The organism is Halobacterium hubeiense, assembly GCF_001488575.1.
Taxonomy (GTDB): Archaea; Halobacteriota; Halobacteria; order Halobacteriales; family Halobacteriaceae; genus Halobacterium; species Halobacterium hubeiense.
In genome coordinates, this window is the sequence record NZ_LN831302.1 from 1,024,381 (window position 1) to 1,048,686 (window position 24,306).

General features: G+C 70.9%; 24 protein-coding genes. 9 read left to right on the top strand and 15 right to left on the bottom strand.

Features of this window, described 5'->3' with window-relative positions; all coding sequences use genetic code 11:
• From HHUB_RS05255 to HHUB_RS05285, 7 genes are all read right to left on the bottom strand, one after another.
• Positions 1-2,043, bottom strand: coding sequence for a DUF7846 domain-containing protein (locus tag HHUB_RS05255; RefSeq protein ID WP_059056539.1), 2,043 nt, complete (start codon positions 2,041-2,043; stop codon positions 1-3).
• Positions 2,040-3,170 (bottom strand): ABC transporter ATP-binding protein, encoded by a 1,131-nt coding sequence (locus HHUB_RS05260; RefSeq protein ID WP_059056540.1) that lies wholly within the window; start codon positions 3,168-3,170, stop codon positions 2,040-2,042. Before HHUB_RS05260 ends, HHUB_RS05255 begins: the two co-directional genes overlap by 4 nt.
• The gene (locus HHUB_RS05265) at positions 3,163-4,770 is read right to left on the bottom strand and encodes an ABC transporter permease (RefSeq protein ID WP_059056541.1); all 1,608 of its coding nucleotides are present in this window, start codon (positions 4,768-4,770) and stop codon (positions 3,163-3,165) included. Before HHUB_RS05265 ends, HHUB_RS05260 begins: the two co-directional genes overlap by 8 nt.
• The gene (locus tag HHUB_RS05270) at positions 4,771-5,925 is read right to left on the bottom strand and encodes an extracellular solute-binding protein (RefSeq protein WP_059056542.1); all 1,155 of its coding nucleotides are present in this window, start codon (positions 5,923-5,925) and stop codon (positions 4,771-4,773) included.
• 60 nt (positions 5,926-5,985) lie between these two features.
• Positions 5,986-7,134, bottom strand: a complete 1,149-nt coding sequence (locus tag HHUB_RS05275; RefSeq protein ID WP_059056543.1) for an alpha-1 4-glucan-protein synthase — start codon at positions 7,132-7,134, stop codon at positions 5,986-5,988.
• A gap of 64 nt (positions 7,135-7,198) precedes the next feature.
• Entirely contained in the window at positions 7,199-7,906 is a 708-nt protein-coding gene (locus HHUB_RS05280) for a hypothetical protein (protein WP_059056544.1), read from the bottom strand.
• Entirely contained in the window at positions 7,903-9,411 is a 1,509-nt protein-coding gene (locus HHUB_RS05285; protein WP_059056545.1) for a protein kinase, read from the bottom strand. Before HHUB_RS05285 ends, HHUB_RS05280 begins: the two co-directional genes overlap by 4 nt.
• Before the next feature lie 90 nt (positions 9,412-9,501).
• Here HHUB_RS05285 and HHUB_RS05290 point away from each other — a divergent pair, with 90 nt between their 5' ends.
• A complete protein-coding gene (locus HHUB_RS05290; protein ID WP_059056546.1) occupies positions 9,502-10,830 on the top strand; it encodes a glycerate kinase type-2 family protein in 1,329 nt (442 codons plus the stop codon).
• Position 10,831: 1 nt separating this feature from the next.
• Here HHUB_RS05290 and HHUB_RS05295 read toward each other — a convergent pair whose 3' ends face one another.
• Both HHUB_RS05295 and HHUB_RS05300 read right to left on the bottom strand, forming a co-directional pair.
• A complete protein-coding gene (locus HHUB_RS05295) occupies positions 10,832-11,233 on the bottom strand; it encodes a hypothetical protein (RefSeq protein ID WP_082687178.1) in 402 nt (133 codons plus the stop codon).
• A 72-nt stretch (positions 11,234-11,305) separates the two neighbouring features.
• Positions 11,306-12,175: a universal stress protein gene (locus HHUB_RS05300; RefSeq protein ID WP_059056548.1), complete on the bottom strand. Its 870-nt coding sequence runs from the start codon at positions 12,173-12,175 to the stop codon at positions 11,306-11,308.
• A gap of 197 nt (positions 12,176-12,372) precedes the next feature.
• On the opposite strand from HHUB_RS05300, the gene HHUB_RS05305 reads away from it, so the two are divergent.
• The 3 genes from HHUB_RS05305 (at position 12,373) to HHUB_RS05315 (ending at position 14,987) form a co-directional block, all read left to right on the top strand.
• Positions 12,373-13,407 carry a PAS domain-containing sensor histidine kinase gene (locus HHUB_RS05305; RefSeq protein ID WP_059056549.1) on the top strand — a complete coding sequence of 345 codons (1,035 nt, stop codon included), beginning with the start codon at positions 12,373-12,375 and terminating at the stop codon, positions 13,405-13,407.
• 66 nt (positions 13,408-13,473) lie between these two features.
• Entirely contained in the window at positions 13,474-14,625 is a 1,152-nt protein-coding gene (locus HHUB_RS05310) for a thiolase family protein (protein WP_059056550.1), read from the top strand.
• A complete protein-coding gene (locus HHUB_RS05315; RefSeq protein WP_059056551.1) occupies positions 14,622-14,987 on the top strand; it encodes a Zn-ribbon domain-containing OB-fold protein in 366 nt (121 codons plus the stop codon). The genes HHUB_RS05310 and HHUB_RS05315 overlap by 4 nt, the downstream gene beginning before the upstream one ends.
• Here HHUB_RS05315 and HHUB_RS05320 read toward each other — a convergent pair.
• The gene (locus HHUB_RS05320; RefSeq protein WP_059056552.1) at positions 14,984-15,181 is read right to left on the bottom strand and encodes a hypothetical protein; all 198 of its coding nucleotides are present in this window, start codon (positions 15,179-15,181) and stop codon (positions 14,984-14,986) included. The two genes, HHUB_RS05315 and HHUB_RS05320, sit on opposite strands and share 4 nt — an antisense overlap.
• A 154-nt stretch (positions 15,182-15,335) precedes the next feature.
• On the bottom strand, positions 15,336-16,433 hold the full coding sequence (locus HHUB_RS05325; RefSeq protein ID WP_059056553.1) for an NADH:flavin oxidoreductase/NADH oxidase: 1,098 nt from the start codon (positions 16,431-16,433) through the stop codon (positions 15,336-15,338).
• Positions 16,434-16,569: 136 nt separating this feature from the next.
• Between HHUB_RS05325 and HHUB_RS05330 the strand changes: the two genes are divergently transcribed.
• Positions 16,570-17,247 (top strand): DUF7504 family protein, encoded by a 678-nt coding sequence (locus HHUB_RS05330; protein WP_059056554.1) that lies wholly within the window; start codon positions 16,570-16,572, stop codon positions 17,245-17,247.
• On the opposite strand, the gene HHUB_RS05335 is transcribed toward HHUB_RS05330, so the two are convergent.
• Positions 17,244-17,495: a hypothetical protein gene (locus tag HHUB_RS05335; protein WP_059056555.1), complete on the bottom strand. Its 252-nt coding sequence runs from the start codon at positions 17,493-17,495 to the stop codon at positions 17,244-17,246. The two genes, HHUB_RS05330 and HHUB_RS05335, sit on opposite strands and share 4 nt — an antisense overlap.
• Positions 17,496-17,580: 85 nt before the next feature.
• Positions 17,581-18,222 carry a nitroreductase family protein gene (locus HHUB_RS05340; protein ID WP_059056556.1) on the bottom strand — a complete coding sequence of 214 codons (642 nt, stop codon included), beginning with the start codon at positions 18,220-18,222 and terminating at the stop codon, positions 17,581-17,583.
• Positions 18,223-18,358: 136 nt separating this feature from the next.
• Here HHUB_RS05340 and HHUB_RS05345 point away from each other — a divergent pair, with 136 nt between their 5' ends.
• The 3 genes from HHUB_RS05345 to HHUB_RS05355 all read left to right on the top strand — a co-directional run bounded on the left by HHUB_RS05345 (position 18,359) and on the right by HHUB_RS05355 (position 20,676).
• Positions 18,359-18,964: a TetR/AcrR family transcriptional regulator gene (locus HHUB_RS05345; protein WP_059056557.1), complete on the top strand. Its 606-nt coding sequence runs from the start codon at positions 18,359-18,361 to the stop codon at positions 18,962-18,964.
• Between the two features lie 87 nt (positions 18,965-19,051).
• Positions 19,052-19,735 (top strand): haloacid dehalogenase type II, encoded by a 684-nt coding sequence (locus HHUB_RS05350; protein ID WP_059056558.1) that lies wholly within the window; start codon positions 19,052-19,054, stop codon positions 19,733-19,735.
• Positions 19,736-19,806: 71 nt separating this feature from the next.
• Entirely contained in the window at positions 19,807-20,676 is an 870-nt protein-coding gene (locus tag HHUB_RS05355; RefSeq protein ID WP_059056559.1) for a transcription initiation factor IIB family protein, read from the top strand.
• 4 nt (positions 20,677-20,680) lie between these two features.
• Here HHUB_RS05355 and HHUB_RS05360 read toward each other — a convergent pair whose 3' ends face one another.
• Positions 20,681-21,454 carry a carbon-nitrogen hydrolase family protein gene (locus HHUB_RS05360; RefSeq protein ID WP_059056560.1) on the bottom strand — a complete coding sequence of 258 codons (774 nt, stop codon included), beginning with the start codon at positions 21,452-21,454 and terminating at the stop codon, positions 20,681-20,683.
• Positions 21,455-21,549: 95 nt separating this feature from the next.
• Here HHUB_RS05360 and HHUB_RS05365 point away from each other — a divergent pair, with 95 nt between their 5' ends.
• Positions 21,550-22,995, top strand: a complete 1,446-nt coding sequence (locus HHUB_RS05365) for an aldehyde dehydrogenase family protein (protein ID WP_059056561.1) — start codon at positions 21,550-21,552, stop codon at positions 22,993-22,995.
• On the opposite strand, the gene HHUB_RS05370 is transcribed toward HHUB_RS05365, so the two are convergent.
• Entirely contained in the window at positions 22,985-24,274 is a 1,290-nt protein-coding gene (locus tag HHUB_RS05370) for an MFS transporter (RefSeq protein ID WP_059056562.1), read from the bottom strand. The two genes, HHUB_RS05365 and HHUB_RS05370, sit on opposite strands and share 11 nt — an antisense overlap.
• Between the last annotated feature and the right edge of the window lie 32 nt (positions 24,275-24,306).

Here is a 24,306-nt window from a genome sequence, read left to right on the forward strand (position 1 = left end):
TCACTCGCTTCTCACCGACGTGTTCACGTACGCGCCGTCCGGCCCGACACCGGGGACGTACGCCGCGCCGCCCTCACAGTTCCGCAGGTCCGTGCAGAGCTCGCGGTACGGCGTCATCGTCCGGTAGCCATCCTCGGTCCGCTGGACCGGAAACCGCACGCGGTAGGCGTACCCCGCGCCGTAGCCGCCGTCCACGTGCGCGTCCAGCGTGACGCTGGCCGCCTCGCCCAGCGGTACCGACGCGTTCTCGTCGCCGGCGGACAGCCGCACGCGCCCGTCGGCGACGTGGACGTCGACGTTTGCTCTCGACGCGTTCCCCGGCGTGAGCGTGAGGTACGCCTCCTCGCCGTCGGCGGACAGCGTGACCGTCACCGTCTGCGTCCACGACGGCAGTCCCAGTTGTGCGTCCACGGTCAGGGCGTCCCCGCCCGCGACGTGGATGCGCCGGAGGTCGGGTTCGACCGGCTCGTCGCCGTACGGCGACCACGACCCCCGGTAGACGTACCGGTAGAGCGCGCGGTCGGGGTATGCGTCCGCGACGGCGAGCTGGCGCTCGTCGACCCCGTAGACGGCGCGGCCGTCGAAGCCGGGGTCGTTTCGGAGTGGCTGGAACGGGTGGTTCAGCCAGTCGCCGTACGGGTCCGGGACGAAGACGACGCTGTTCGCGGGCGGCTCGGGCTCGAAGGGCTCGTAGGCGGCCTCGTAGTGGTCCGTGATGTCGGCGTTCTCCCGTACCTGCTCGGTGCTCGCCGACGCCGCGACGCCGCCGAGGACGGCGCTCGCGACGAGCAGGACGGCGAGCGTGACCGCGACGGCGCGGTTCGCGGAGCGCCGGCTCGCGGCCGCGTCGCGCACCCGGTCGGCGGCGGCGAGCACGCCCGTCGCGGCGAACGCGCTCACGGGCACGAGCAGGTCGAAGTGGTAGTACGGGCCGAGCGTCGTAATCAGGCCGTTCGGGTCCTCGACGTCCCCGAGGACGTTGAAGTTCCCCCAGAAGTAGACGTTCCCGACGACGACGCTGACCGCGACGCCCGCGAGCACGGCCTGCCGCCACGACCAGCCGCGGCGCTGGGTGACGAGCGCGCCGACGGCCGCCAGCGGCACGCCGAGGGCGCCCAGCGGCGCCCACTCGGTGACGAACTGTTCGAGGACGCTGGCGTTCGCGCGTAGCGCCAGCCGGGGGGTGTACTGGATTTCGTGGTTCAGTATCTCGCGGTGCCCGAACCCGAGGCCGTCCAGCGGCGCGAACGCCTGATACGGGAACACGAAGGGGTCGCCCGTGACGACGGCGTTGTACGCGAGCGCGACGCTCACGCCGCAGAGGCCGAGCGCGGCGGTCGCGACGCGGCGCCGGAACAGCGGGGAGACGCGGCGCTCTCGGAGCGGCTCGCGGAGCGTCCAGACGGCGTGGACGACGAACGGCGTCGCGAACAGGACCGCGGTGTACGGCCGCGCGAAGAACGCCAGCCCGACGGCGACGCCGGCGGCGGCCGCCCAGCGCGCGCTCCCGACGCGCTCGGCGCGGAAGTACGCGAACGCGAACGCGAGGTTCAGCATCGTCGTGGGCGCGTACGGGAGGAAGACGCCGGACTGCACGAGGAACAGCGGCGAGCACAACAGCACGACGGCCGCGAGGGCGCCCGTGCGGTGGTCGAAGGCGTCGCGGACGACGCCGTACAGCAACGCGACGTTGGCGGCGGCGACCGCGGGGAGCGCGTACCGGAAGTCCCCGGCGAGTTCGCCGAGCGCGAACACCGCGGGCACGACTGGCGCGTACTTCGAGTAGAGGCCCCGCGACGACTCCACGAAGAACCACGGGCGGAACGAGCCCTCGACGGGCGGGCGGAGGAACAGTTGCCCCTCCAAGAGCATCGCTGCCTGCTGGAGGTAGACGGCCTCGTCGTGGTTCGTGGAGTGGTACGGGAAGACGGTGACCGAGAGCGCGTACGCCGCGACTGCGGCGACGACCGCCAGCGCCGCGGACGCGAAGTACGGGCTGGCGCGGACGCGAGCGACGAGTCGGCGCGTGCGCGCTCGGTTCATCCCTGCTTGGGGTACCACGCCAGCGAGTGGTCGGCGACGAGGTCGACGGTGACTGGTTCGCCGACGGTCATGTCCTCGGCGTGGTTGTGCAGACAGCGCACGACGTCGCCGTTATCTAGTTCGACGTGGTAGATGAACGACGGCCCCGTGTACTGGCGGCGGACGATGGTCCCGTTGGCGTTGGCCTCGTTGTCGGGGACGGCGCGGAGGTCGTCCGGCCGCACGAGCACGTCCACCATCGCGCCCGCGTAGCCGTCCGCCAGCCCCTTCAACAGGGTGCGGTCGTAGCTCCCGATGGACGTGTCCACGGTGTCGCTGCCGACGCGCGCGGAGAGGAACCCCGCCTGCCCGAGGAACGACGCGACGAACCGCGACTCGGGGTGCTCGAACACCGCCTCGGGGTCGCCGACCTGTTCGAGGCGGCCGTCGTTCAGCACGGCGACGCGGTCCGAGATGGAGAGCGCTTCCTCCTGGTCGTGCGTGACGGAGACGGCGGTGACGCCGGCCTCCTTGAGGATGCGCCGGACCTCCTCGCGCATCTCCACGCGCAGGCGGACGTCCAGGTTCGAGAACGGCTCGTCCAGCAGGAGGATGTCGGGCTCGGGCGCGAGGCTGCGCGCGAGCGCCACCCGCTGCTGCTGGCCGCCCGAGAGCTGGTCGGGCGAGCGGTCGCCCATCCCGGGCATGTCCACGAGGTCGAGGAGTTCGTCGACGCGCTCGTCGGCGGCGTCGCCGTCGCGGTCGGTGAGCCCGAACGCGACGTTCTCCCGCACGGAGAGGTGCGGGAACAGCGCGAAGTCCTGGAAGACGATGCCGACGCCCCGGGACTGGGCTTCCACGAACGTCGAGGGCCCCGCGACCTCCTCGTCGGCCAGCGAGATGACGCCGTCGCTGGGGCGTTCGAGGCCCGCGAGCATGCGTAGCGTCGTCGTCTTCCCGCAGCCCGACGGCCCCAGCAGCGTGAGGAGTTCGCCGTCGCGGACAGACAACGAGAGGTCCGTGACTGCGGTTTCGGAGCCGTACTCCTTGGTCACGCCGTCGAGTTCGAGGACCGCGTCGGCGGCGTCGGTCGGTCCGTCTCTGTCGGGTTCGACCGCCGCGTCCGTCGTGAGTTCGCTGTCAGCCATTGTATCGTTCCTGAGCGAGGATGACGACCATCGAGAGCGCGGACACGCCCACGAGCACGAGCGCGGGAATCGCGGCCGCGCCGTACGAGCCGGCCCCTCTGACGAGCCAGATGTACGAGACGAGGGTTTCAAAGCCTATCGGACTCAGCATCAGCGTCGCCGGCAGCTCTTTCATCGTCGTGAGGAAGACCAGCGCCGCGCCGGCGGCGACGCCGGGCGCGATGAGCGGCAGCGTCACGTTCCGGAACGCGCCCGTCGGCGACCGGCCGAGCGTGCGCGCGGCCTCCGTGAGCTTCGGGTCCACCTGGAGGACCGACGACCGCACGGTGCCGACCGCCTGCGGGAGGAAGCGCACGACGTACGCGAACACGAGCAGCGGCACGGTCTTGTACAGCGACTGGGCGAACTCCGTGGAGAGGTACAGCAGCGCGAGCGCGACGACGACGCCGGGAATCGCGTAGCCGACGTACGTCAGGCGGTCGGTGAGCGTGGAGAACAGCGACGTCGAGCGCGCGGCGTACCCGGCGACGGGCAGCGCCAGCAGGGACGCGGCGAGCGCGGCGGCGGCCGCGACCCTCAGGGAGTTCCACGCGACCACGGGTTCGAACTCGAAGACCGCTTGGCCGGCCTGCTCGAACCACCACGCGAGCACGCCAAGCGGCACGCCCAGTGCGAGGGTGGCGACGCTCGCGCAGAACGCCAGCGCCGGCCACTTCCACGCGCCGAGCGTGATTTGGCCGGGCTGGCGGGAGCCCCGGGAGACGTAGGAGGCGTCGCCCTCGCCGATGCGGGCTTCGAGCGCGAGGACGACCGCGACCACCGCCAGCAGCTGCATCGAGAGCAACGCGGGGTAGCCCTCGGGGACGCCGAGGCTGCGCTGGGCGACGTAAATCTGCTGGGTGAACACCTCGTAGCGCATGATGGAGGGCGTCCCGAAGTCCGAGAGCGCGTACAGCGCTGCCAGCAGCGCGCCCGCCGTCACCCCGGGCAGAATCTGGGGGACGGTGACGCGCTTGAACGCCTCCCAGCGGGAGTGGTTGAGCGTGCGCGCGGCTTCGACGAGCGTGCCGTCGAACGAGAGGAGGGCGGCCCGCGTCGTGAGGAAGACGTACGGGTACGTGAACAGAATCAACACGAGCGCGGTGCCGTGGAGGCCGTAGATGGCGGGGATGCGTTCGACGCCCAGCGGCGCGAGCGCGTCCGCGAGGTCGCCCTGCGGGCCGAACGCGGAGACGAACGTGAACGCGCCGATGTAGCTGGGGACGACAAGCGGGAGCGCGGCGACGACCGTCCAGAACCGCCGCCCGGGGAGGTCCGTCTGGACGGTGAGCACGGCCAGCGGCACGCCGACGAGCACGCATCCCAGCGTCACCCAGAACACGAGCACGAGGCTGTTGACGAGCACGTCGAGGCTGCCGGTCTCCGTGAGGAGGCCGACGAGGTGGCCGAACCCGTAGTTCGACGCGCGCACGAGCAGGCCGAGCAGCGGCAGGGAGACGAACGCCGCGACGGCGCCCGCCAGCACGGCGAGCGAGAGCCCCGGCTCGTCGTCGCCGCCGACGGCGGTTCGGAGGCGTGCGAGGCGCTCGCGGGCTGCCATCTACGAGAGGATGCCGACGTCTTCGAGGAGTTCGATGGTGGGCTGGACGTCCGACAGCGACTGGAGGTCGATGTCCGGCGGCGACAGCTCGTCGATGGTCGGAAGCGGGCCGACCGGCTCGACGCCTTCTATCATCGGGAACGCGAACCCGCGGGTGGCGAGGAACTCCTGTGCTTCCGCGGAGAGCAGGTGGCGGACGAACAGCTCCGCGAGATCGGGGTCGCCGGCGCCGTCGAGGACGCTGGCGCCCGCGGTGTTGACGAGCGCGCCGGCGTCGTTCTCGGTGAACGCGAGGTCGAGGGGGGCGTCGGGGTTGCTCGCGAACACGAGGATGGGGTAGTAGTGGTTCGTGAGGCCGAGGCCGACCTCCCCGTTCGTGATGCCCTGCGAGACGGTGGCGTACTCGCTGTCGTAGCGCGCGGGGCTCTGGTCGAGCATGTTGTTCAGCCACTCGCGCGTGCCGTCGTCGCCGCGGAGCTGGCGCATCGCGGTGACGAACCCGTGGAACGCGCCGTACGTGGGCGCCCAGCCGAGCGAGCCGGTGAACTGGTCGTCGGTCGCAATCCCGTCAACGCTGGTGGGAATCTCGGAGGCGCTGAACTGGTTGGTGTTGTAGGGAACCGCGCGCGAGCGGCCGGCGACGCCCGCCCACTGGTCGGTGACGAAGCGGTCGTCGGCGACCATCGAGGTGGCGTCGCTGGAGAGGTCGCGGGTGGCGTCGTTGTCCGCGACGTACGCCAGCGAGCCGGCGTCGACCGACCAGAAGACGTCCGCCTGCGTAGTGCCGCTCTCGTGCTCGTCGACGATGACGTTCGCGAGCTGGGAGGACGGCTGGGTCTGCGCGGACGCCTCGAAGTCGTCGTAGTACTGGTTGAGGAGGTCGATGAGCGTGGTGTAGCGGCCGCCCTCGCCGCCGCCGAGGTAGATGGAGAGTTCGCCCTCGAGGTCGGGGAGGTCTTCGATGGACGTGCCGCCGGGCGCGGGCCGGTCGGAGACGATTTCGCCGGAGCCGCGGAAGTCCGCGAGCGTCGGTCGGTCGTCGCTGCTGCTCCCGTCTCCGCCGAGGATGCTCGTACAGCCGGCGAGTGCGGTCGTGGAGGCTGCGCCTGCCGCCGCGAGGAACCGGCGGCGCGTCTTGTCGCGTGACTCTCTCATGTCTCGAATTAGGTTGGCCTAAAACTCTTATAATTACCGATTCCGTTACCCGAGTCGCGGTCAGTCGTCGGCGACCGCGACCGCGCGCTGCTCGGCCAGCTCGGCACAGCAGTCCACCCAGTCGAGCAGGTACTCCCCGCACTCCGCGAGGAACGCGCCGTTGTTGTACTCCTCGTAGTCGCTCTCTACGAGGCGCTCGCCGACTGCACGGGCGACTGCCTCGTAGGAGTCCTCGTCGGGTTCGACGGCCGCGACCTCCTTCCAGAAGTGCTCGTTGAGTTCGAGGCCCGCGACCTCGTTGGCGAGGTCGTCGAACGTCGAGCGCGGCGCCTTGTTGTGCTCGCACAGCGGCGCGCCGTTGTAGATTTCGCCACCCACCACGTCGGCCGCGCGCTTCAGGAGGACGCCGCTCCAGATGTCGTCGAAGCGCCCGACCTCCCACGCGTTGTCGTCCATCGGGAACTGGTAGAACGCGGGCACGACCTCGCGGCGGAACGCGAGGTTCATCGAGCAGACGGTGAGGTAGTTGTCCTCGGCCGCCACGAAGTCGCGGTCGAAGTCCTCGAAGTCCGTGCGCGTCTGGGCCTGCCCCTGCAGGTCGCCGTCCATCAGGATGCGCACCGCGTCGAGGTCCGGGACGTTCGTCCACAGGCCCTGCGAGGCGACCACGTGGTCGGTCTCGGTGGTGTCCGTCTCGATTTCTTCGTCCATCGTGGAGTAGGGGTACCCGCGCGGGTAGAGGTCCGAGTCGGACTGGTAGAGGACGTTCACCCACTGCTCGTTCGACGAGACCTCCTCGACTTCCCCCTCGTGGGCGAGGTTGTCGAGGTGCGTGCCGAAGAAGTCCCACTCGTCGTGGGGGAGCGTGTCGTCGTCGATGAACACGCCGTACTCGAAGTCGTTCGCCCACAGGTACAGCAGGCCGAACGACGTCTGGGCGTGGCTGGCGGCCGGAATCAGGTGGCTGTACTGGTCGAGGCCCTGCTCGTCGAACCACGCGTCGCGGTCGTCGCCGTCGAAGACGGCGCCGGCGACGCCCTCCTCGTCGAGCATCTCGCGCATCCCGTCGGTGTCACAGAAGTCCTCGGTAACGAGGACGACGAACAGGCGGTCCAGGTCGAAGCCGTGGTCGCGAGCGTTCTGGAAGTACGCGCGCATGCACTCGTACTCTCGAATCGTGGGCACGACCACGCAGACGTCTCGGGTCATCCGTTGGCCGGTCTTATTTAGGCCGTCCTAAAATGTGTGTCGATGTTTAGGCCGTCCTAATCCGTCAGGTGAGCCCGGCGACCGACTGCTGGAGGCGCACCGTCGGCGGCACGAGCAGGCCGCCCAACAGCACGAGGAACACGTAGAAGACGCCGTCGGCGACCGCGGCCGGCGCCACCAGCGCCAGCGCGTCGGCGAGCGCGACGCCGGTCGCGCACACCAACACCAGCAGGAGATGGCGGCGCAGCGTGTCGAGCACCGTGCCGTGGGCCAGCGTCTCCAGTCGCTCGCTGAACGCCACGCCGTACGCCGCGAACCCCACCGCGCCCACGGCCTTCACGCCCGCCGCGACCGCCGGCTGGTCGATGAGCATCACGACCAGCCACTCGGCGGCGATGACGGCGACGAACCCGAACTCCAGCCGGCGCACCCGGTCGAGCGAGACGGCGCGCTCGTCGGGCGACGGCGCGAGCGCGCTGTTGAAGTACACTTCCCGGAGCGCGAACGTCAGGAACGCGATGGCGACCAAAAGCGAGACGTCCGCGAACGCGCGCACCACGCTGGCGTTCCGGACGGTCAACACGAGCCCGAGCGCGCCGAACGCCGCGAACGCCAGCCCGAGATAGGTGAGGTAGCCCCAGAAGTCGTCGTACCCCTCCAGCCGGTCGAACGCGTAGTTCTGCACCGCGTAGTACGTGAACGCCAGTCCGGCGACGACGACGATGCCGTAGCCCGCGAACGCGACCGCCGACAGCGTCTCCGCGGCGGTCATCGGCTCACCCCGTCGAGGTTCGCGGCGAAGTCGTCGAGCGCGCGCTGGAAGTCCAGCACGGTCGCGAACCGCGCGCGCTTCTCCGGCGCCAGCGCCCGCGCGAACAGGTCGTCGGCGCTCGCCGGGAGCGCGGGGTTGCGCTCGGACGCCGGAATCCGCTCGTCGCCGCTCCCCGGCGGCTCCCCGGTGAGCAGGAAGTACGTCAGCGCGCCCAGCCCGTAGACGTCCGTCGCCTGGTCGAAGCGCCCGTACGTCTCCGGGTCGCGGTGCTCTGGCGCCGCGAACGCCCCCGGAATCGGCGGCGTACGGCGCGCGCTCGCGGCGTGCGCGAACCCCCAGTCGCCCAGCAGCGGCGCGTCCCACGTCCGCGGCCCCGTCGCCACGAACCGCACCGCGCCCGGGTGGAGGCCGCCGTGGACGACGCCCCGCGAGTGGGCGTGACTGACTGCACGCGTGAGGACGCTGGCGTTCCAGACGGCCTCCGCGAGCGTCACCGGCGCGCCGCGGCCGTCGAGCGCGTCGCCGTCGTCGTACCGGGTCGCCAGCCAGCGCGCGCCGTGCCCGAGCACGGCGACCACGTGGTCGTGGTCGTCCACGCCCGCCCACTGCTCGACCGCCTCGGCGAACGCCGACGCGACCGCGCTCTCGTCGGCGCGCAGCCGCCGCACCGTCGCCAGCCCGTGTTCGAGCACGTCCTCGTCGACGTCCGCGCGGTAGTCCGTCGTGAGCACGCCCTCTCGGAGTTTCAGGTTCGGCGACACGTCTTCCTCTTCGAGTGTCACGTCCGGCGGGTCCGGTATCTCCTCGGGCCGCCCGGCCTCCGGTCGCTCGTTCTCTCGGTCGTCCTCGTGGACGGGCGCGTTCTGCCCGAACGAGACGTGAATCGGCCGCGAGCGGTCGTCGTCGCCGCCCGTCTCGACCACGGAGACGCCCTCCGGGAACAGGTCCGCGTACGCCGGGTGCGCGCGCACGACCACCGGGTAGCCGGCGTCCTCCGCGCGCTCCGCGACGGCCGCTGTCACCTCCTCGACGGCCTCCTCGGCGTACCGCCGGACGAGCGCGTTCTCCGAGCGCGTGAGCCGCGCAATCGCCGACAGGCCCGCCGAGGCCCGCGCGGGATAGGCCTTCGTCACGCCCGCGACCGCGACCACGCCGTTCTGCTGGACGAGCGGGTCGTCGGCCGCCGTCAGCGATACCAGCTCCGAGAACTGCACGGAGAGGGCGTCCGGCTGGCGCTCGGCGAGCTCCGCGAGCACCCACGTCGCGCCCCGCCGCACCCACACGTCGTCGTCTCCGGCGGCCGCCCGGACGTCGTCGAGGACGGCGCGGACCTTCGTCGGCTCGGTGGTGGCGGCCTCCACGAGCCGCCACGCGGCGCCCGCGCGCTCGTCGGCGTCGTCGCTGTGGAGGCGCTCGGCGAGCGCGTCGACGCCGTCGGCGTCCACGGACTCCCGGAGCGACGCGATTCGCTCCTCGTCGACCGAGTCGTCGGTGTGGCGTTCCATCCGGCTGCTAACGACTCGTTTTCGCCGGCGCTCGCATTGAACCTTCGGCTTTCCCCGGTGGTTTTGCCGCTCCGGGGCGTCTCGGTCGGCATGGTGGACATCCGGAACCGGCCCGCGCTCGCGGACTCGCCCGCCCGTGAGGCGGCGCTTGCGTGCGTCGAGGCCGGCATCGACGCCGCGCGGCCCGCTCGCGTCGTCGCCGACGAGGTCGCAGTCGAGGGCGATGCGCTCCGCGTCGCGGACGCGACGTACGACCTCGGCGACTACGAGCGCGTCGCCGTCTCGGGCGGCGGGAACGCGGCCGCGCACGTCGCTCGCGCGCTCGCCGACGCGCTGGGGAGCCGACTCGACGGCGGCGTCGTCGTCACCGACGACCGCGTGGACGTGCCGGGGGTCGAGGTGCTCCCCAGTGACCACCCCGTCCCGTCCGAGCGCGGCGTCGAATCGACGCGCCGACTGCTGGACGCCGCCCGCAGCTACGACGCGGACACGCTCGTCCTCACGGTGATTACCGGCGGCGGGAGCGCCGTGCTGCCCGCGCCCGCCGACGACCTCTCCTTGTCCGACCTGCAGGCGACGACGGAGGCGCTGTTGCGCTCGGGCGCACCGATTCGCGACGTGAACGCCGTCCGCAAGCACTGCTCGGCGCTGAAGGGCGGGCAGTTAGCGCGAGCGCTCGCGCCGGCGACCGTCGCGACGCTCGTGTTCAGCGACGTCGTCGGCAACGACCTCGACGTCGTCGCCAGCGGCCCGACGGTACCCGACACCTCGACGTACGGCGACGCGCTCGCGGTCCTCGACGACTACGACGTCGATGTCCCCGCCGCGGTCCGCGACCGACTCGAACGCGGCGCGCGCGGCGACCGCCCCGAGACGCCAGGCGAGGGCGACCCCGCCTTCGAGAACGTCGAAACGCACGTGCTCGCGGACGGCTCGACGGCGCTGGAGGCGGCCCGGGAGGCCGCCCGAGAGCGCGGCTACGAACCGCTGCTCCTCTCGTCGTGCATCGAGGGCGAAGCCCGCGAGGTCGGCGGCGTTCACGCCGCAGTCGCGACCGAAGCCGCGAACGCGGGCGACCCCGTCGAACCGCCCGCAGTGGTCTTCTCCGGCGGCGAGCTCACGGTGACGGTCACGGGCGACGGCGAGGGCGGCCCGAATCAGGAGTGCGCGCTCGCGGCCGCCCACCGCCTCCCGGACGGTGCGGCGTTCGCGTGCGTAGACACTGACGGTATCGACGGCGCCAGCGAGCACGCCGGCGCGCTCGTCGACGGCGAGACGGTCGCCGACCCCGCGGCCGCCCGCGCGGCGCTCCGCGAGAACGACGCCGGCGGCTACCTCGCCGGCCGAGACGCGTTGCTACGGACCGGACCGACGGGAACGAACGTCAACGACCTGCGCGTGCTGGTCGTGCCGGAGTGACCTACTGGTCGGCCAGCCACGACAGCGCGTCGTCCTCGCTGGCGAAAATGCGGTACTCGAAGCCGGGGTCGATGGCGTTCAACTGCTCCTCGATGCGCTCGTTGTCCATCTTCGCGATGGCGGAGTCGGCGTAGACGCCGGCGCCCGCGCGGATGCCGTTCTCGATGAGGTTCGGCACCCACGTCTCCGCGAGCCACCGCTTGTCCTCGTCGTCGTGTGCGGCAATCGCTTCGGCGTTCACGACGTACCGCTCGGCGCCGCGTTCGAGCGCGACGTCGGCCCACTCGCGGGCGATGTCGCGGAGGTTCTCCCCGGAGACGTGCGCCTCGTAGGTGAAGATAGGGATGCCGTGTTCGTCGTCGACAGCTACGGTGTGTTCGTCGGTCTGCTGTAACGTTTGCATCGACACTCAGAGACGCGAAAATCGGTCACTTGAAAGTTGGCCTGCAGTTATCGCTCGCGATACCGACGCCGCCTACAGCCAGCGGGAGAACACGGACTCGTCGGTGTCCCGGTGGACGGTCAGGACGGGGCCGGAGTCGCCGTCCCGCTCGACGTCGTCGGTGGTCGAACCGAACAGGAACCGCCGGAGCCGCCCTTTCTCGGGCGCGCCGAGAACCGTCACGTCGTGGTAGCCGGCGTGCTCGATGATTTCCTCGGCGGGCTCGGCGGCCTCGACGACGTGGTGGTCGACGTCCACGTCGTCGCCCAACCGGTGCTCGTAGGCGTCCAACAGCGCGTCCGCGTCCCCGCGCTCCGCCTCGCCGGCGTCCTCGCCGACGACGTGGAACAGCTCTATCCAGCAGCCGGTGGCGCGCGCAATCGCTTCCGCGATGCGGGTCGCCAGCCCCGAGTGCGGGCCCTTCGCCACCGGCACGAGAATGCTGGACGGCGACTCGAAGGCGTCCATGCGCGTCCCGACGACGTTGTGACAGCCCGACGCGACCGTCTGCTCGTCGCGGCCCCGCGAGAAGAACCCGCGCTCCTCGCGGTCGACGACGGTCGCCGTTATCGAGTGCGAGTCCACGAAGGAGTCCAAGACTCCGCTGGAGTACTCGGTCTCGAACTGCGTCACCGGCACCGAGAACTCCTCGCGCAGCTCCAGCTCCAGTTCCGCCTCGTGGCGCAGCTCGTCGGCGTCGGCGGACGCCTCGCCGTCGGTGGCGTGGAGGATGTACAGTTCGCCGTCGCTCCCGAACGTGATACTCGCGCCGAGGCGACTGGTCTCCGCGCGGTTCGCGGCCTCGCAGAACGGGACGAGCACGCGCTGCTCCTCGGACGGCCAGTCGACGCCGTCGTGGTCGAGGACCTGCGGCCACGGCCGGTCGTCGGAGTTGATGCTCATTGCCCGCCCGTTCGACCGAGAGCGTAATAAAGTGTCCCGTCCTCGCCCTCAACACAGCATTCATTCGTCCAGTTGAAAACGCCTTAATGATATAGAAATTCAGAATTATCGACTAGCTGCGAACGTATATATTGTATTAACGCGATTTAGTTTCAGAGTGGGAAGAAACATATGTCCGGGCGTGGAACGGGGAGACGATGGACGACAGCTCTCTCGAATCCCGCGCGGACGCGGGTCGGTTCCAGTACCTCTTCGAGCACGTGCAGGACGCCGTCGTGGAGTTCGAACTGCGCGACGAGGAGCCAATCGTCGCGACGGTCAACGACGCCTTCTGCGAGACGTTCGGCGTGGACCGCGGCGAGGTCGTGGGCGCGTCGCTGAACGACCTCATCGTGCCCAGCGACCGGATGACCGAAAGCGACCGCTTCGACCAGCGCACCGCCGCGGGCAAGTCCAACTACGCCATCGTGGACCGCCACACCGAGGACGGCCTCAAGACGCTGCTGTACCGCGGCATCCCCTACGACGGCGGCGACCGCGGGTTCGCGCTGTACACCGACCTCACGGACGAGATTCGCCAGGAGCGCGAACTCGCCGTGCTCAACCGCGTGCTCCGGTACAACCTCTCGGAGGAGGTGGACGCGCTGCTGGACGCCACCGAGAACCTCGCCGCGTCCGCCGAGGACCCCGACGTGGGCGACGCCGCGCGGGAGATTCGGGAGCACGCGCTCGCGCTGGAGCGCACCAGCGAGGAGGCGCGCGACGTCGAGCGCGTGCTAGACGCCGACCCCGAGTTGGAGCCGACCGACCTCGGAGACGTGGTGGCGTCGGCGCTCGACGACGTGCCGCTGGCGGACTACGCGGACGTGACCGTGGACGTGGCGGCCGCGCCGCCGGTCACCTCGGGCGGCCACCTCGACCGCGCGGTCGCCGCGCTCGTGGACAACGCGATTCGCTACGCGGACGCCCAGACGCCGTCGGTGCGCGTCACCGCGGAACGGGTGGACGGCGCGGTCGCGCTGTCCGTGGCCGACGAGGGGCCGGGGCTCCCGGACGACGAACGCCGGCTCCTCACCGGGGACGTCGAGCCGACGCCGCTGGACCACGGGAGCGGGCTCGGCCTCTGGCTGGTGCGGTGGATTGCGACGGCGTACGACGGCGCGGTCACGTACGAGGAGCGCGACGACGGCGGCGCAGTCACCCTCGAACTCCGCGCCGCGCCCGACCACTGACCGGCGCCGAGCGCGCGGCGGTCCCAACGTGAAAGCGTAAAGACCCCGCTCCGAGACGGACACGACATGGACCGCGTAGCAATCATCGGAGCGTCGATGACGACGTTCGGCGACCGCGACGCGTGGGTGCGGGAGTTGCTGGCGGAGGCCGGCGACGCCGCCCTGCGGGACGCGGGCGTCGAGGGCGACGACCTCGACCACCTCTACGTCTCGAACATGGCCAGCGGCGAGTTCGAGGGACAGACCGGCGTCCCGAACGCGCTCGCCCACGACCTCGGCGCGCTCGGCGCGTACACCCAGCGCGTCGACCAGACCAGCGCCTCGGGCGGCGCGGGCATCTACGCCGCGTGGCAGTCGGTTGCCTCCGGCGCCAGCGAGATGACGCTGCTCGTCGGCGGCGAGAAGATGACCCACAAGACCACCGGCGAGGCGACCGACGTCATCGCCAGCCTCACGCACCCCGTGGAGTACAAGCACGGCGTCACGCTCCCGAGTTTCGCGGGCCTCACCGCGCGCAAGTACCTCGACGAGTACGACGCGCCCCGCGAGAGCCTCGGGAAGGTCGCCGTGAAGAACCACCGCAACGGCGTGGACAACCCCCACGCGCAGTTCCGCAAGGAAGTCGATCTTGAGACGGTGCTGGACTCGCCAATCGTCGCGGACCCGCTCCGGCTGTACGACTTCTGCCCCATCACGGACGGGAGCGCCGCGCTCCTGTTCTGCCCGGAGTCCGTCGCCGAAGAGTACGCCGACGACTACGTCGTCGTCTCCGGCATCGGGGGCGCGACCGACACCCACGTCGTCCACGAGCGCGAGGACCCGACGACGATGCAGGGGGTCGTCGAGTCCTCGGAAATCGCCTACGAGATGGCCGACCGCGGCCCCGAGGACGTGGACTTCGCGGAGCTCCACGACATGTTCACCATCCTGGAGTTCCTCCAGAGCGAGGACCTCGGCTTCTTCGAGAAGGGCGAGGGCTGGAAGGCCGTCGAGGAGGGCGTCACCGAACGCGACGGCGACCTCCCCATCAACACCTCCGGCGGGCTCAAATCGAAGGGCCACCCGCTCGGCGCGAGCGGCGTCGCACAGGCGTACGAACTCTACGTGCAGTTGCTCGGCGACGCGGGCGACCGACAGGTCGAGGGAGACGTCGGTCTCGCCTGCAACGTCGGCGGGTTCGGCAACTGCGTGACCACCACCATCCTCGAACAGCCATGAGCTTCGACGCACACCGCTGCCCGAACGGCCACGTCACGTACCCCGGGCACACGCGCTGCCCGGAGTGCGGTGAGGAACAGACCGAAACAATCGACCTCGCGGAGCGCACCGGCACCGTCGTCACGTGGACGACCTCGACGGCGACGCCCCCGGGCGTCCGCGAGCCCAACCACCTCGCAATCGTCGAGTTCGACCTCGGGGACGAGAGCGTGCGCGCGCTCGGCCAGCTCACGACCGCGGAGGGCGTCGAAATCGGCTCCGAGGTCGAGCCGGTCTACGAGGACGAGCTGCGCGACCCCGAGGCGGGCATCCGCGAGCCCGCGAGCCACGAGTGGGACGGCTACCGGTTCGAACCGGCTTAGCTCCCGCCGGGCGTCAGGTCGCTGACGGTGGACCCGAGCTTCTCGACGCCGCCGTCGAGGAACGACCGCACCGACCCCAGTATCTCGCCCACGAAGTCCGGGACGGGCGCCGGGAGGTCCGTCGGCGGCCCGGCCTGCGCGACGTTCGCGAGGTCGATGCCGAGCGCCGTGACCGCGTCGAGTAGTTCTATCATTGCACTCGGCGCTGGGAGCGCGACGCACAAGAGTGGACGACTCCCCCGACATGGATTTCGACCGACATCAGCCCACTCGCCGTCGATTTACCGCGAACCACGCCGAGAGCCCCTCGCGCTCGTGCCGGAGTCCGCAAAATGCAGTGGCGCGCGGTTAGAACGCGCGGTGGTACTGGACCGGGACGTCGACGGCGTCCTCGCGGCCGAGTTCCTGCGCGGCGTGCAGCGGGAAGTAGGGGTCGCGGAGGAACTCCCGGCCGACGATGGCGACGTCCGCGCGGTCGTTGCGGATGACGGCGTCGGCCTGCTCGGCGGAGGTGATGCCGCCGACGGTGCCGACCTTCACGTCGGTGTCGCGGTCGTTCCGAATCTGCTCGGCGAACCGGAGCTGGTAGTTCGGGCCGACCCACTCGATGTCCTGAGCGGGGTGGATGCCGCCGGAGGAGACGTCGATGAGGTCCGCGCCGACCTCGTAGAGGTCGTCCGCGAGCCGGGCGGACTGCTCGACGTCCCACGAGTCGCGGTCGTCGAGCCAGTCGGTCGCGGAGATGCGCACGAAGACGGCGTTGTCCTCGCCCATCTCCTCGCGGACGGCCTCCGTGACCTCGCGGACGATGCGGGTGCGGTTCTCGAAGCTCCCGCCGTACTCGTCGTCGCGGTCGTTCGTCACGGGGGAGAGGAACTCGTGGAGGAGGTAGCCGTGGGCGGCGTGGACTTCAGCGATTTCGAAGCCGGCCTCCCGGGAGCGGCGGGCGGCCTCGCGGAACGACTCGATGACCTCGTCGATGCCCTCGCTGTCGAGGGCTTCGGTCGCGGGCGGCTCCTCGTCGTAGGGCCACGGCTCGTCGGAGGGGCCGACGACCGTCCAGCCGCCGTCCTCAGGGTGGACGGGCTCGCTGCCCTCCCACGGTCGGGACTTGGAGGCTTTCCGGCCGGCGTGCGCGAGCTGGATGCCGGGCGTCGCGCCCTGCTGTTTCACGAAGTCGACGATGGGCTCGATGGCGTCGCGGTGCTCGTCGCTCCAGATGCCGAGGTCCTCGGGGGTGATGCGGCCGCGGGGCTCGACGGCGGTGGCTTCGGTCATCACGATGCCGGCGCCGCCGACGGCCCGCGACCCGAGGTGGACGCGGTGCCAGTCCGTGGCGAGGCCGTCGCGGTCCTCGACGGAGTACTGGCACATCGGGGACACGACGAACCGGTTCCGGGCGGTCACGTCTCGCAGTTCCAGCGGCGAGAACACGTCGTCTGTCATCGCGGGAACGTAGCGTCGCCGGGGGTTTATCCGCGGTGGACGAGGGGGTGCTTGCCGGCTTCGCGCTGCCGCGGATTTTATCGCCGGCAGAACACCCAAAATATTTATCGGTTCAGTCGGCGTCCGTACACGTACAATGTCAGACGGTTCCACGGCGCGTGGGTGGGTCGACGACCCGGCCACCTTCGCGGCGGCCCACGACGACCTCAAGTCCACGGGGTGTCTCCTCCTCGTCCTCGAAGCCGGCGGCAGCGACGCGGGCGGCGACGGCTGTCGGCGGCTCCTCGGCGACGACGGCGGGGAGCGAAAGCGCCTGCTCGTTCGCAGCGAGAACGAGACGCAGACGACCAGCTCCGCGCCGAGCCGCGACGACCCCGACGAGCGCACCGTCGTCTATCGGTCGCCCGCTCGCGACCCGGCCGCCGCGTCCCCGCCGGAGCCGTCGCTGCCCGCGACGACGACTGCCCCCGACGTGGACGCGCTCGGCGACGCCGTCGAGGAGCAAGCCGACGCGCTCGCGCCGCTGGGCGGCTACGAGCCCGGCCAGCTCCGGGTCTGCATGGACGCGCTCGGCACGCTCCTGGAGGACGACGACCTCCTCAGCGTGCTGGAGTTCACGAAGACGCTCGGCGACGTCGCCCGCGAGCGCGACGGCATCGCGCACGTCCACGTCGGCCAGCACGTCCCCGGCATCGCGGTCGAGGGGCTGCTCGGGCAGTTCGACGCCGTCGTCGAAGTCACCGGCGACGACGACCCGCGGCAGCGCTGGCACCTCCCCGACGAGTCGCTGTCCACGCGCTGGCTGGAACTCTAAGCCTCGTCGTCGCCGTCCAGCTCCATCCCCTCGGATTCCGGCGAGTAGTACTCGTCTTCGCCCTCCTCGGCTTCTCCGCCTTCTCCGGGCTCGCTCTCGCCGGCGACCTCGATTTCGGCTTCGACCTCGATGGAGACGCCCGGGGCGTCCAACTCGGCTTCGAACGCCTCCTCGTCGCCGGCCTCGACTTCCAGTTCGGTCGAATCGACCTCGACTTCGACTTCCGTGTCGACGTACGTATCAGACATACTCGGAACCACACCGCGACGACTGGTAAACGGTGCGGCCGGTCGCGCCGCTCGTGGTCGTGAAAATACGGCGGGAAAAGTGCCGTTAGAACGTCTCGTAGTGGAGGACTTCCTCGACGTCGCGGCGCGGCAGGCGCTCGGGCTCGTCGCCGCCGCTCGGGCCGACCGCGATGAGGACGACCGGAATCGCGTCGTCGGGGAGGTCCACGAACTCGGCGGCGGCCTCGAAGTCGAAGCCGGTCATCGGCGTCGCGGTGAGGCCGCGGGCGTGCGCGGACAGCAGGATGTTCTCCGCCGCGAGGGAGGCGTTGCGAATCGCGTAGTCGCGGCCCGCGCGGTCGGACTCGTAGCCGGCGACGGTCTGCTCTCGCATCGCGTCGCCGGTCTCGGCGTCGACGCGGCCGGCCTCGACCCACTCGTCGAAGACGCGGTCGGCGGTCTTCGGCGTGGTGTGGCCGGCGACGAGAATCGCGGTGCCGGCCTCCGCGATGTGCTCTTGCCCGTTGGCAATCTCGACGAGTTCGTCGAGGCGGTCGTCGTTGCGGACGGCGACGAACTCCCACGGCTGGAGGTTGAACGACGAGGGCGCGAGCGTCGCGTCCTCGACGATGGCTTCCAGCGTCTCCTCGTCGATGTCCTCACTGGCGTCGAAGTTGTGCCCCGAGCGGCGGCTTCGCAGAACTTCGATGGCGGCGTCCGTTCGCGACTGCTGGCTGGCTTCTGACATACAGTTACGGTACGTTACCCCCACGTAGGGGGTTGGCGGTCCCAGCGCGTTCCGCCGATTGGCGTGCGTGAGCGACCGGCACGCCGGCCGCGACCATCGACATCACTATCCCGCTCGGTTAACTATCCGTTCACCGATGGCGGACGCTCACCCGTTCAGCGGCGAGCCGGCGACCACGCGGGAGGCGATAATGCAGGCGACGTTCCACGCGCTCCGCGAGCACGGCTACGCGGGGCTGACGATTCAGCGCATCGGCGACCACTTCGAGAAGAGCAAGTCGCTCTTGTACCACCACTACGACAGCAAGGACGAGCTCCTGCTGGACTTCTTGGAGTTCATGCTCGCGGAGTTCGAGCAGGCCGCGCCCGACGACGACCTGCCGCCCCGCGAGCACCTCGACGCGGTTCTCGACCACGCGCTCGCCGCGAAACTCCCCGACGACCAGCGGGAGTTCACGGAGGCGATGGTGGAGCTGCGCGCGCAGGCGGCTCACGACGACCGCTACCGCGACCACTTCACGCGCAGCGACGAGACGTTCCGCGAGGAGGTCGCGAGCATCGTCCGCGACGGAGTCAACGCGGGCGTATTCCGCGACGTCGACCCCGACGACGTGGCATCGTTCCTGTTGACGCTCGTCAACGGCGCGATGAACCAACGCGTGACCGCCGAGGAGACGCAGACGGGGGACGTCCGCGAGGAAGTCGAGGCCTACGTCCAGTCGCGGCTGCTCGCCGACGAGTAGCGCGTTCGCAAGCGGCGCGCAGAACGGCACCCCGAGCGGCGCCGGTCGGCCCGAGAGTTTTCCGCGTCCCGGCTGAAGGTGACGGCGATGAGTTTCGACCCGGAGCGCGTCAGGACAGTCACGTTCGACTCGTACAGCACGCTCGTGGACGTGGACGCCGCCGAGCGCGCGCTCGCCGACCGCGTCGCCGACCCCGAACCAGTCTCCCGGCTGTGGCGCTCGCGGTCGCTCGCGTACACGTTCGTCGCCAACCAAGTCGACGCCTACCAGCCGTTCTACGAGATGAACCGCGACGCCCTCCAGTACGCCTTAGACGCGTACGGCGCCGACGTCACCACCGCGGAGCGCGACGAGATTCTCGCGGTCTACCACGAACTCGACGTCTTCGACGACGTGCGTAGCGGCCTCGAAGCGCTGACCGAGGCGAGCTACGACTGCTACGTCGTCTCGAACGGCAACCCCGAGATGCTGGATTCGATGGTCGAACACGCCGACATCGGCGACCTCATCGAGGACACGGTGAGCGCCGACGAGGTGGAGACGTTCAAGCCCGCCGCCGAACTGTACCGCCACGCCGCCGCCCGAACCGGGACGCCTATCGACGAAATCGTCCACGTCACGGCGGGCTGGTTCGACGTGCTCGGCGCGAGCCACGCGGGGATGCAGGCCGCGTGGGTGGACCGGAAGGGCTCGCCGTGGGAGCCGTTCGCGGGCGACCCCGACCTCACGATTTCGGACTTCCACGACCTCGTCGCGACGCTGTCGGACTGATTGGCCGGCGCGTGGTATCCGCCTCAACCCCGAGTTATTTGTCCCCACACGACACACTCCGGGACGATTAGATGACGACCGACGAGACGAGCGCCGAGCCGCAGGTGGTCGGCGACGCGCTCGACCGAATCCAGTCCGCCGCGACCGTCCTCGGCGTCCCCGCGGAGACGACCGAGACCGCGGTCGCGGTGTTCCGACGGCACCGCGACCAGCGCGCCGCCCACGCCCACAACGTCGCGACGACCGCTGCGGCGTGCCTCTACGTCGCGTGCAAGGTCGAGCGTGTCCCGCGCACCGTCGACGAGTTCGTGGACGCGACCGAGGCCGACCGCACGCAGCTCCTGCGGCGCGCGAAGGCGGTGACCAGCGAACTCAGCATCGACCTCTCGGGGTTTGCGGACGCCTCCCAGTACGTCGACCGGTACGCCGACGAACTCGCGCTCCCCGAGGGCGTCGCGGACCGCGCCCGCGAAATCGTCGACCACTGCGAGAACGCCGGCATCGCGGGCGGGAAGTCCCCGAGCGGGTGGGCGGCGGCCGCCATCTACAACGCCTGCGTCGAGGCCGACATGGACGTCCGACAGGACACGCTCACGGAGCTGGCGGACGTCACGCACGTCACCATCCGGAACCGCTACAAGGAACAGCGCGAGGTGCTGCGCGAGCGGAACCCGCCGCCCGCGACCGCGGCGGCCGCCATCGACTGGTACCGCGAGTACCTGCCCGCCTCGGAGTACGTCGCGGACACCGCCCGGGAGTTGCTCGCGACGGCGGCCGACTACCACCCGGTGGACGACGAGGCGGCCGCGTGGGCCGCCGCCTCGCTGCGCGTCGCCGGGGAACGCGCGGGCGCCCCCATCGGCATGAAGGCGCTGAAGACGCCCGCGGGCTGTTCTTCCTCGGACATCCACGAGCGCGCCAACGACCTCGAATCGCTGTAGCCGGCTACTCGTCGCCGAAGACGCCGACGAACTCGCGTTGCTCCGCCAGTATCTCCGGGTCGAGGTCCGCGACAAGCGTGCGCTCGTCGCGGTTGAGTGCGGCGCTGACGGCGCCGTCCGGCCGCACGACGGCGGACTTGCCGGCGTAGTCGACGCCGCGGGCGTCCGGGAGGTCGCGCCGTCCGGTGCGCCCACAGCCCACGACCCAGCGCACGCCGTCGAGAGCGCGGGCGCGCAGGAGGAGCCGCCAGTTCTCGCTGTGCGGACCCGGCCACGCGCCGACGACGAACAGCGCATCGACGCGCTCGCGGGCGAACTCGGCGCTGACGTCCACGAAGTTGAGGTCGTAGCAGGTGACGATGCCGGTCTTCCCGACGGGTGTCTCCACGGAGACCGCTTTGTCGCCGGCCGTGAGCACGTCGGCTTCGCCGCCCCAGAGGTTCCGTTTCCGGTAGAACGTGCGGTCGCCGTCGGGCGTGACGTAGGCGACGGTGTTGTAGTAGTCGTCGCCCGCGTCCTCGACGAAGCCCGCGAGCACGCGCACGTCGTAGTCCGCGGCGGAGGCGGCGAGGCGGTCGAGGGCGTCGCCGTCACGGGCGAGCGCGGCGTCGCGGATTCGCTCGTCGCCGACAAAGCCGGTGAGCGCGTACTCGGGGAACAGCGCGACGTCCACGCGGTCGTCGAGCGCGGCGAGGCGCTCCCCGACGGTGGCGAGGTTGGCGGGCGGGTCGAGGTCCGCGAGGTCGGTCTGACAGGCGGCGACGGTCGGTGTCGGCACGCCGCGGAGTCGGCGCGCAGCGGGCAAAAAGCCGACGGACACCGTTAATACGAATTTGAGTAAAGTCTTTACCCGGGGCGTGCCAACCTCGGTGTATGGAACGAGAGGCCATCCGTCGCCGGGAGCAGCTGTACGTGGGCGGCGAGTGGGTCACGGGGCCGGACACCTTCCCCGTCACCGACCTCGCCGACGGCGGCACGTTCGCCGAAGTCGCGGCGGCCGACGAGGGCGCCGCCGACGACGCGCTCGCCGCCGCCGAGGAAGCGAAGGCGACGCTCCGGGACACCACGATTCCGCAGCGCTGCGAGTGGCTGCAGGCCATCGCGGACGGCCTGCGCGACCGCAAGACCGAACTCGCGGAGGTCATCGTCCGCGAGGCCGGCAAGCCCATCTCCTCGGCGCGCGGCGAGGTCGACTCCGCCGCCGAGCGCTTCGAGCGCGCGAAAGAGGAGATTCGCCACCTCAAGGGCGAGTACCGCGAGGGCACCACGAGCGGCCACGAGGGCTGGGAGGCCATCGTGAAGCACGAGCCGGTCGGCGCGGTGCTGTGTATCACGCCGTACAACTACCCGCTGGCGACGACGGCGCTGCAGGTCGCGCCCGCGCTCGCCGCCGGGAACGCTGTCGTCGTCAAGCCCGCAAGCAAGACGCCGGTCAGCGCCGCCATCCTCGCGGAAATCGTGGACGAGGCCGACCTCCCCGACGGCGCGTTCAACTTCGTCCCCGGGAAGGCCAGCGCCATCGGCGACACGCTCGCCGGCGACGACCGCGTGAACGCCATCGCGATGACCGGCTCGTCGGGCGCCGGCAAGCACGTCGCCTACGAGTCCGGGATGGTGAACCTCCACATGGAACTCGGCGGGAACGCGCCCGCCGTCGTCTTCGAGGACGCTGACCTCGACGAGGCCGCCGCGGCGGCCGCGAAGGGGTCGCTGAAGTACGCCGGCCAGCGGTGTTCGGCCGTCTCGCGCGTGCTCGCTCACGAGTCCGTCCACGACGACCTCGTCGAGCGCATCGACGCCGGGATGGACGACTGGGTGCAGGGCGACCTCTTCGACGAGGACACCGACCTCGGCCCGCTCATCAGCGAGGAACAGGCCGACTGGGTGGAGGAACTGGTCGAGGACGCCGTCGAGCGCGGCGCGACCGTCGTCCGCGGCGGCGACCGCCACGAGCAGGCCGAGGGCGTCCACGTCTTCGAGCCGACGCTGCTCGCGGACGTCCCGCAGGACGCCCGCATCATCGACGAGGAGCAGTTCGGTCCGGTGTGCGCGGTGACGACGTTCGAGGACGACGACGAAGCCCTCGACGTCGCGAACCGCTCGGACCTCGCACTGGACGCGTGCGTGTTCACCAGCGACTACGACCGCGCGATGCGGATGGCCGAGTACATCGACGCGGGCGCGGTCCGCATCAACGGCGCGCCCTCGCACGGCCTCGGCGACATCCCGTTCGGCGGGAACGAGGACTCGGGCATCGGCCGCGAGGGCCTCGATTCGACCATCCACGAGTTCGTCCGCAAGAAGTCGATTATTCTGTAGTCCGGCGGGTCACCGCCGCGACCACCGCTCCCGCGAGCACGAGTCCGCCGGCGACGCCGAACGCGCCGACGTAACTGAGTTCTGTCGCGAGCAGACCGCCGACGACGCTGCCGACCGCAGTGCCGAGACCGCCCAGCGCCGTGTACGCGCCCAGCGCGTCCCCGCGGACCGCGGGCGGCGCGAGCCGCGCGACGATGGTCGTACCGGTGACGGCGACGACCGCCCACGTCAGACCGACCGCGACGAACAGCACGACCAGCCCCGGGAGCGCGAGCGCACCGAGTACGGCCGCGAACGCGACCGCGGGGAAGAGGAGGACGCGCGCGGCGAGCGCGGTTGTCTGGACGGCTTCGGCGCTGCGGACCGCGGCGAGCGCGCCGACGCGCTCGTAGGCGACCGCGGAGGCCGCGCTGGAGACGAGGAACAGCGCGAACACGCTCCCCGAGGAGAGCCCGAGGTCCGTGGCGAGATAGGAGGGGAGCGGGCCGAAGAACACCGCGAACCCCGTGAAGAACAGCGTCGCGGCCGCGAGGTAGCCCGAGAGCCCGGGCGTCAGCCGGGCGGCGAGCGCGCGCGGGTGGAGCCGGCGCAGCGCCCAGAACGACCGCACGCCGGAGAACGGCGCGAGGCGCGCGGCCCGACCCGCGCCGCGCTGGAGGCTCTCGATGGAGACGGTCGCCCGCCCGAAGCGGGCCGTCGAGACGTCCGGCCGGCCGGGGAGCCAGCGCCACGCGAGCGCGGTAGCGAGCGCACACGCGACCGCGGAGGCGTAGAAGAACCACCGCTGGGCGGTGACTGCGGCGACGTACCGGCCGGCGACGGCGGTCCACGCGGCGCCGGCGAGCAGGCCGGCGAGCCAGCCGTAGCCCTGCCACGCGTTCAGCACGCCGATGCGGCGGTCCCACTCCGGGTCGGGGTGGCCGGAGACGACCAGCAGCGCGAGCACGGGCGCGGCCGCGGCGACGGCGAACTGGAGCGCGGCGTTCGCGGCGACGACCGCGGGCAGCGACTCGGCGAGCGGGAGCGCGACGAACGAGACTGCCGAGAGCCCGAGGCTCACGAGGAGGAACGGCCGGTAGCGGCCGGTGCGGGTGGCGAGTCGGCCCCACGCGAGCGCGCCGGGGATGCCGGCGAACGCGGCGGTCGCGGCGACGACGGCGACGACGAACGCGTCCGCGCCGAGCGCGATGGCGTACAGCGGCACGAGCACGGACGACGCGCCGACGGCGGCGTAGCCGACGCTCCACGCGACCAGCCAGCGGTCCCCGATGTCGAACACGCCCGAACCGTCGCGGGGCGGGGACAAATCGC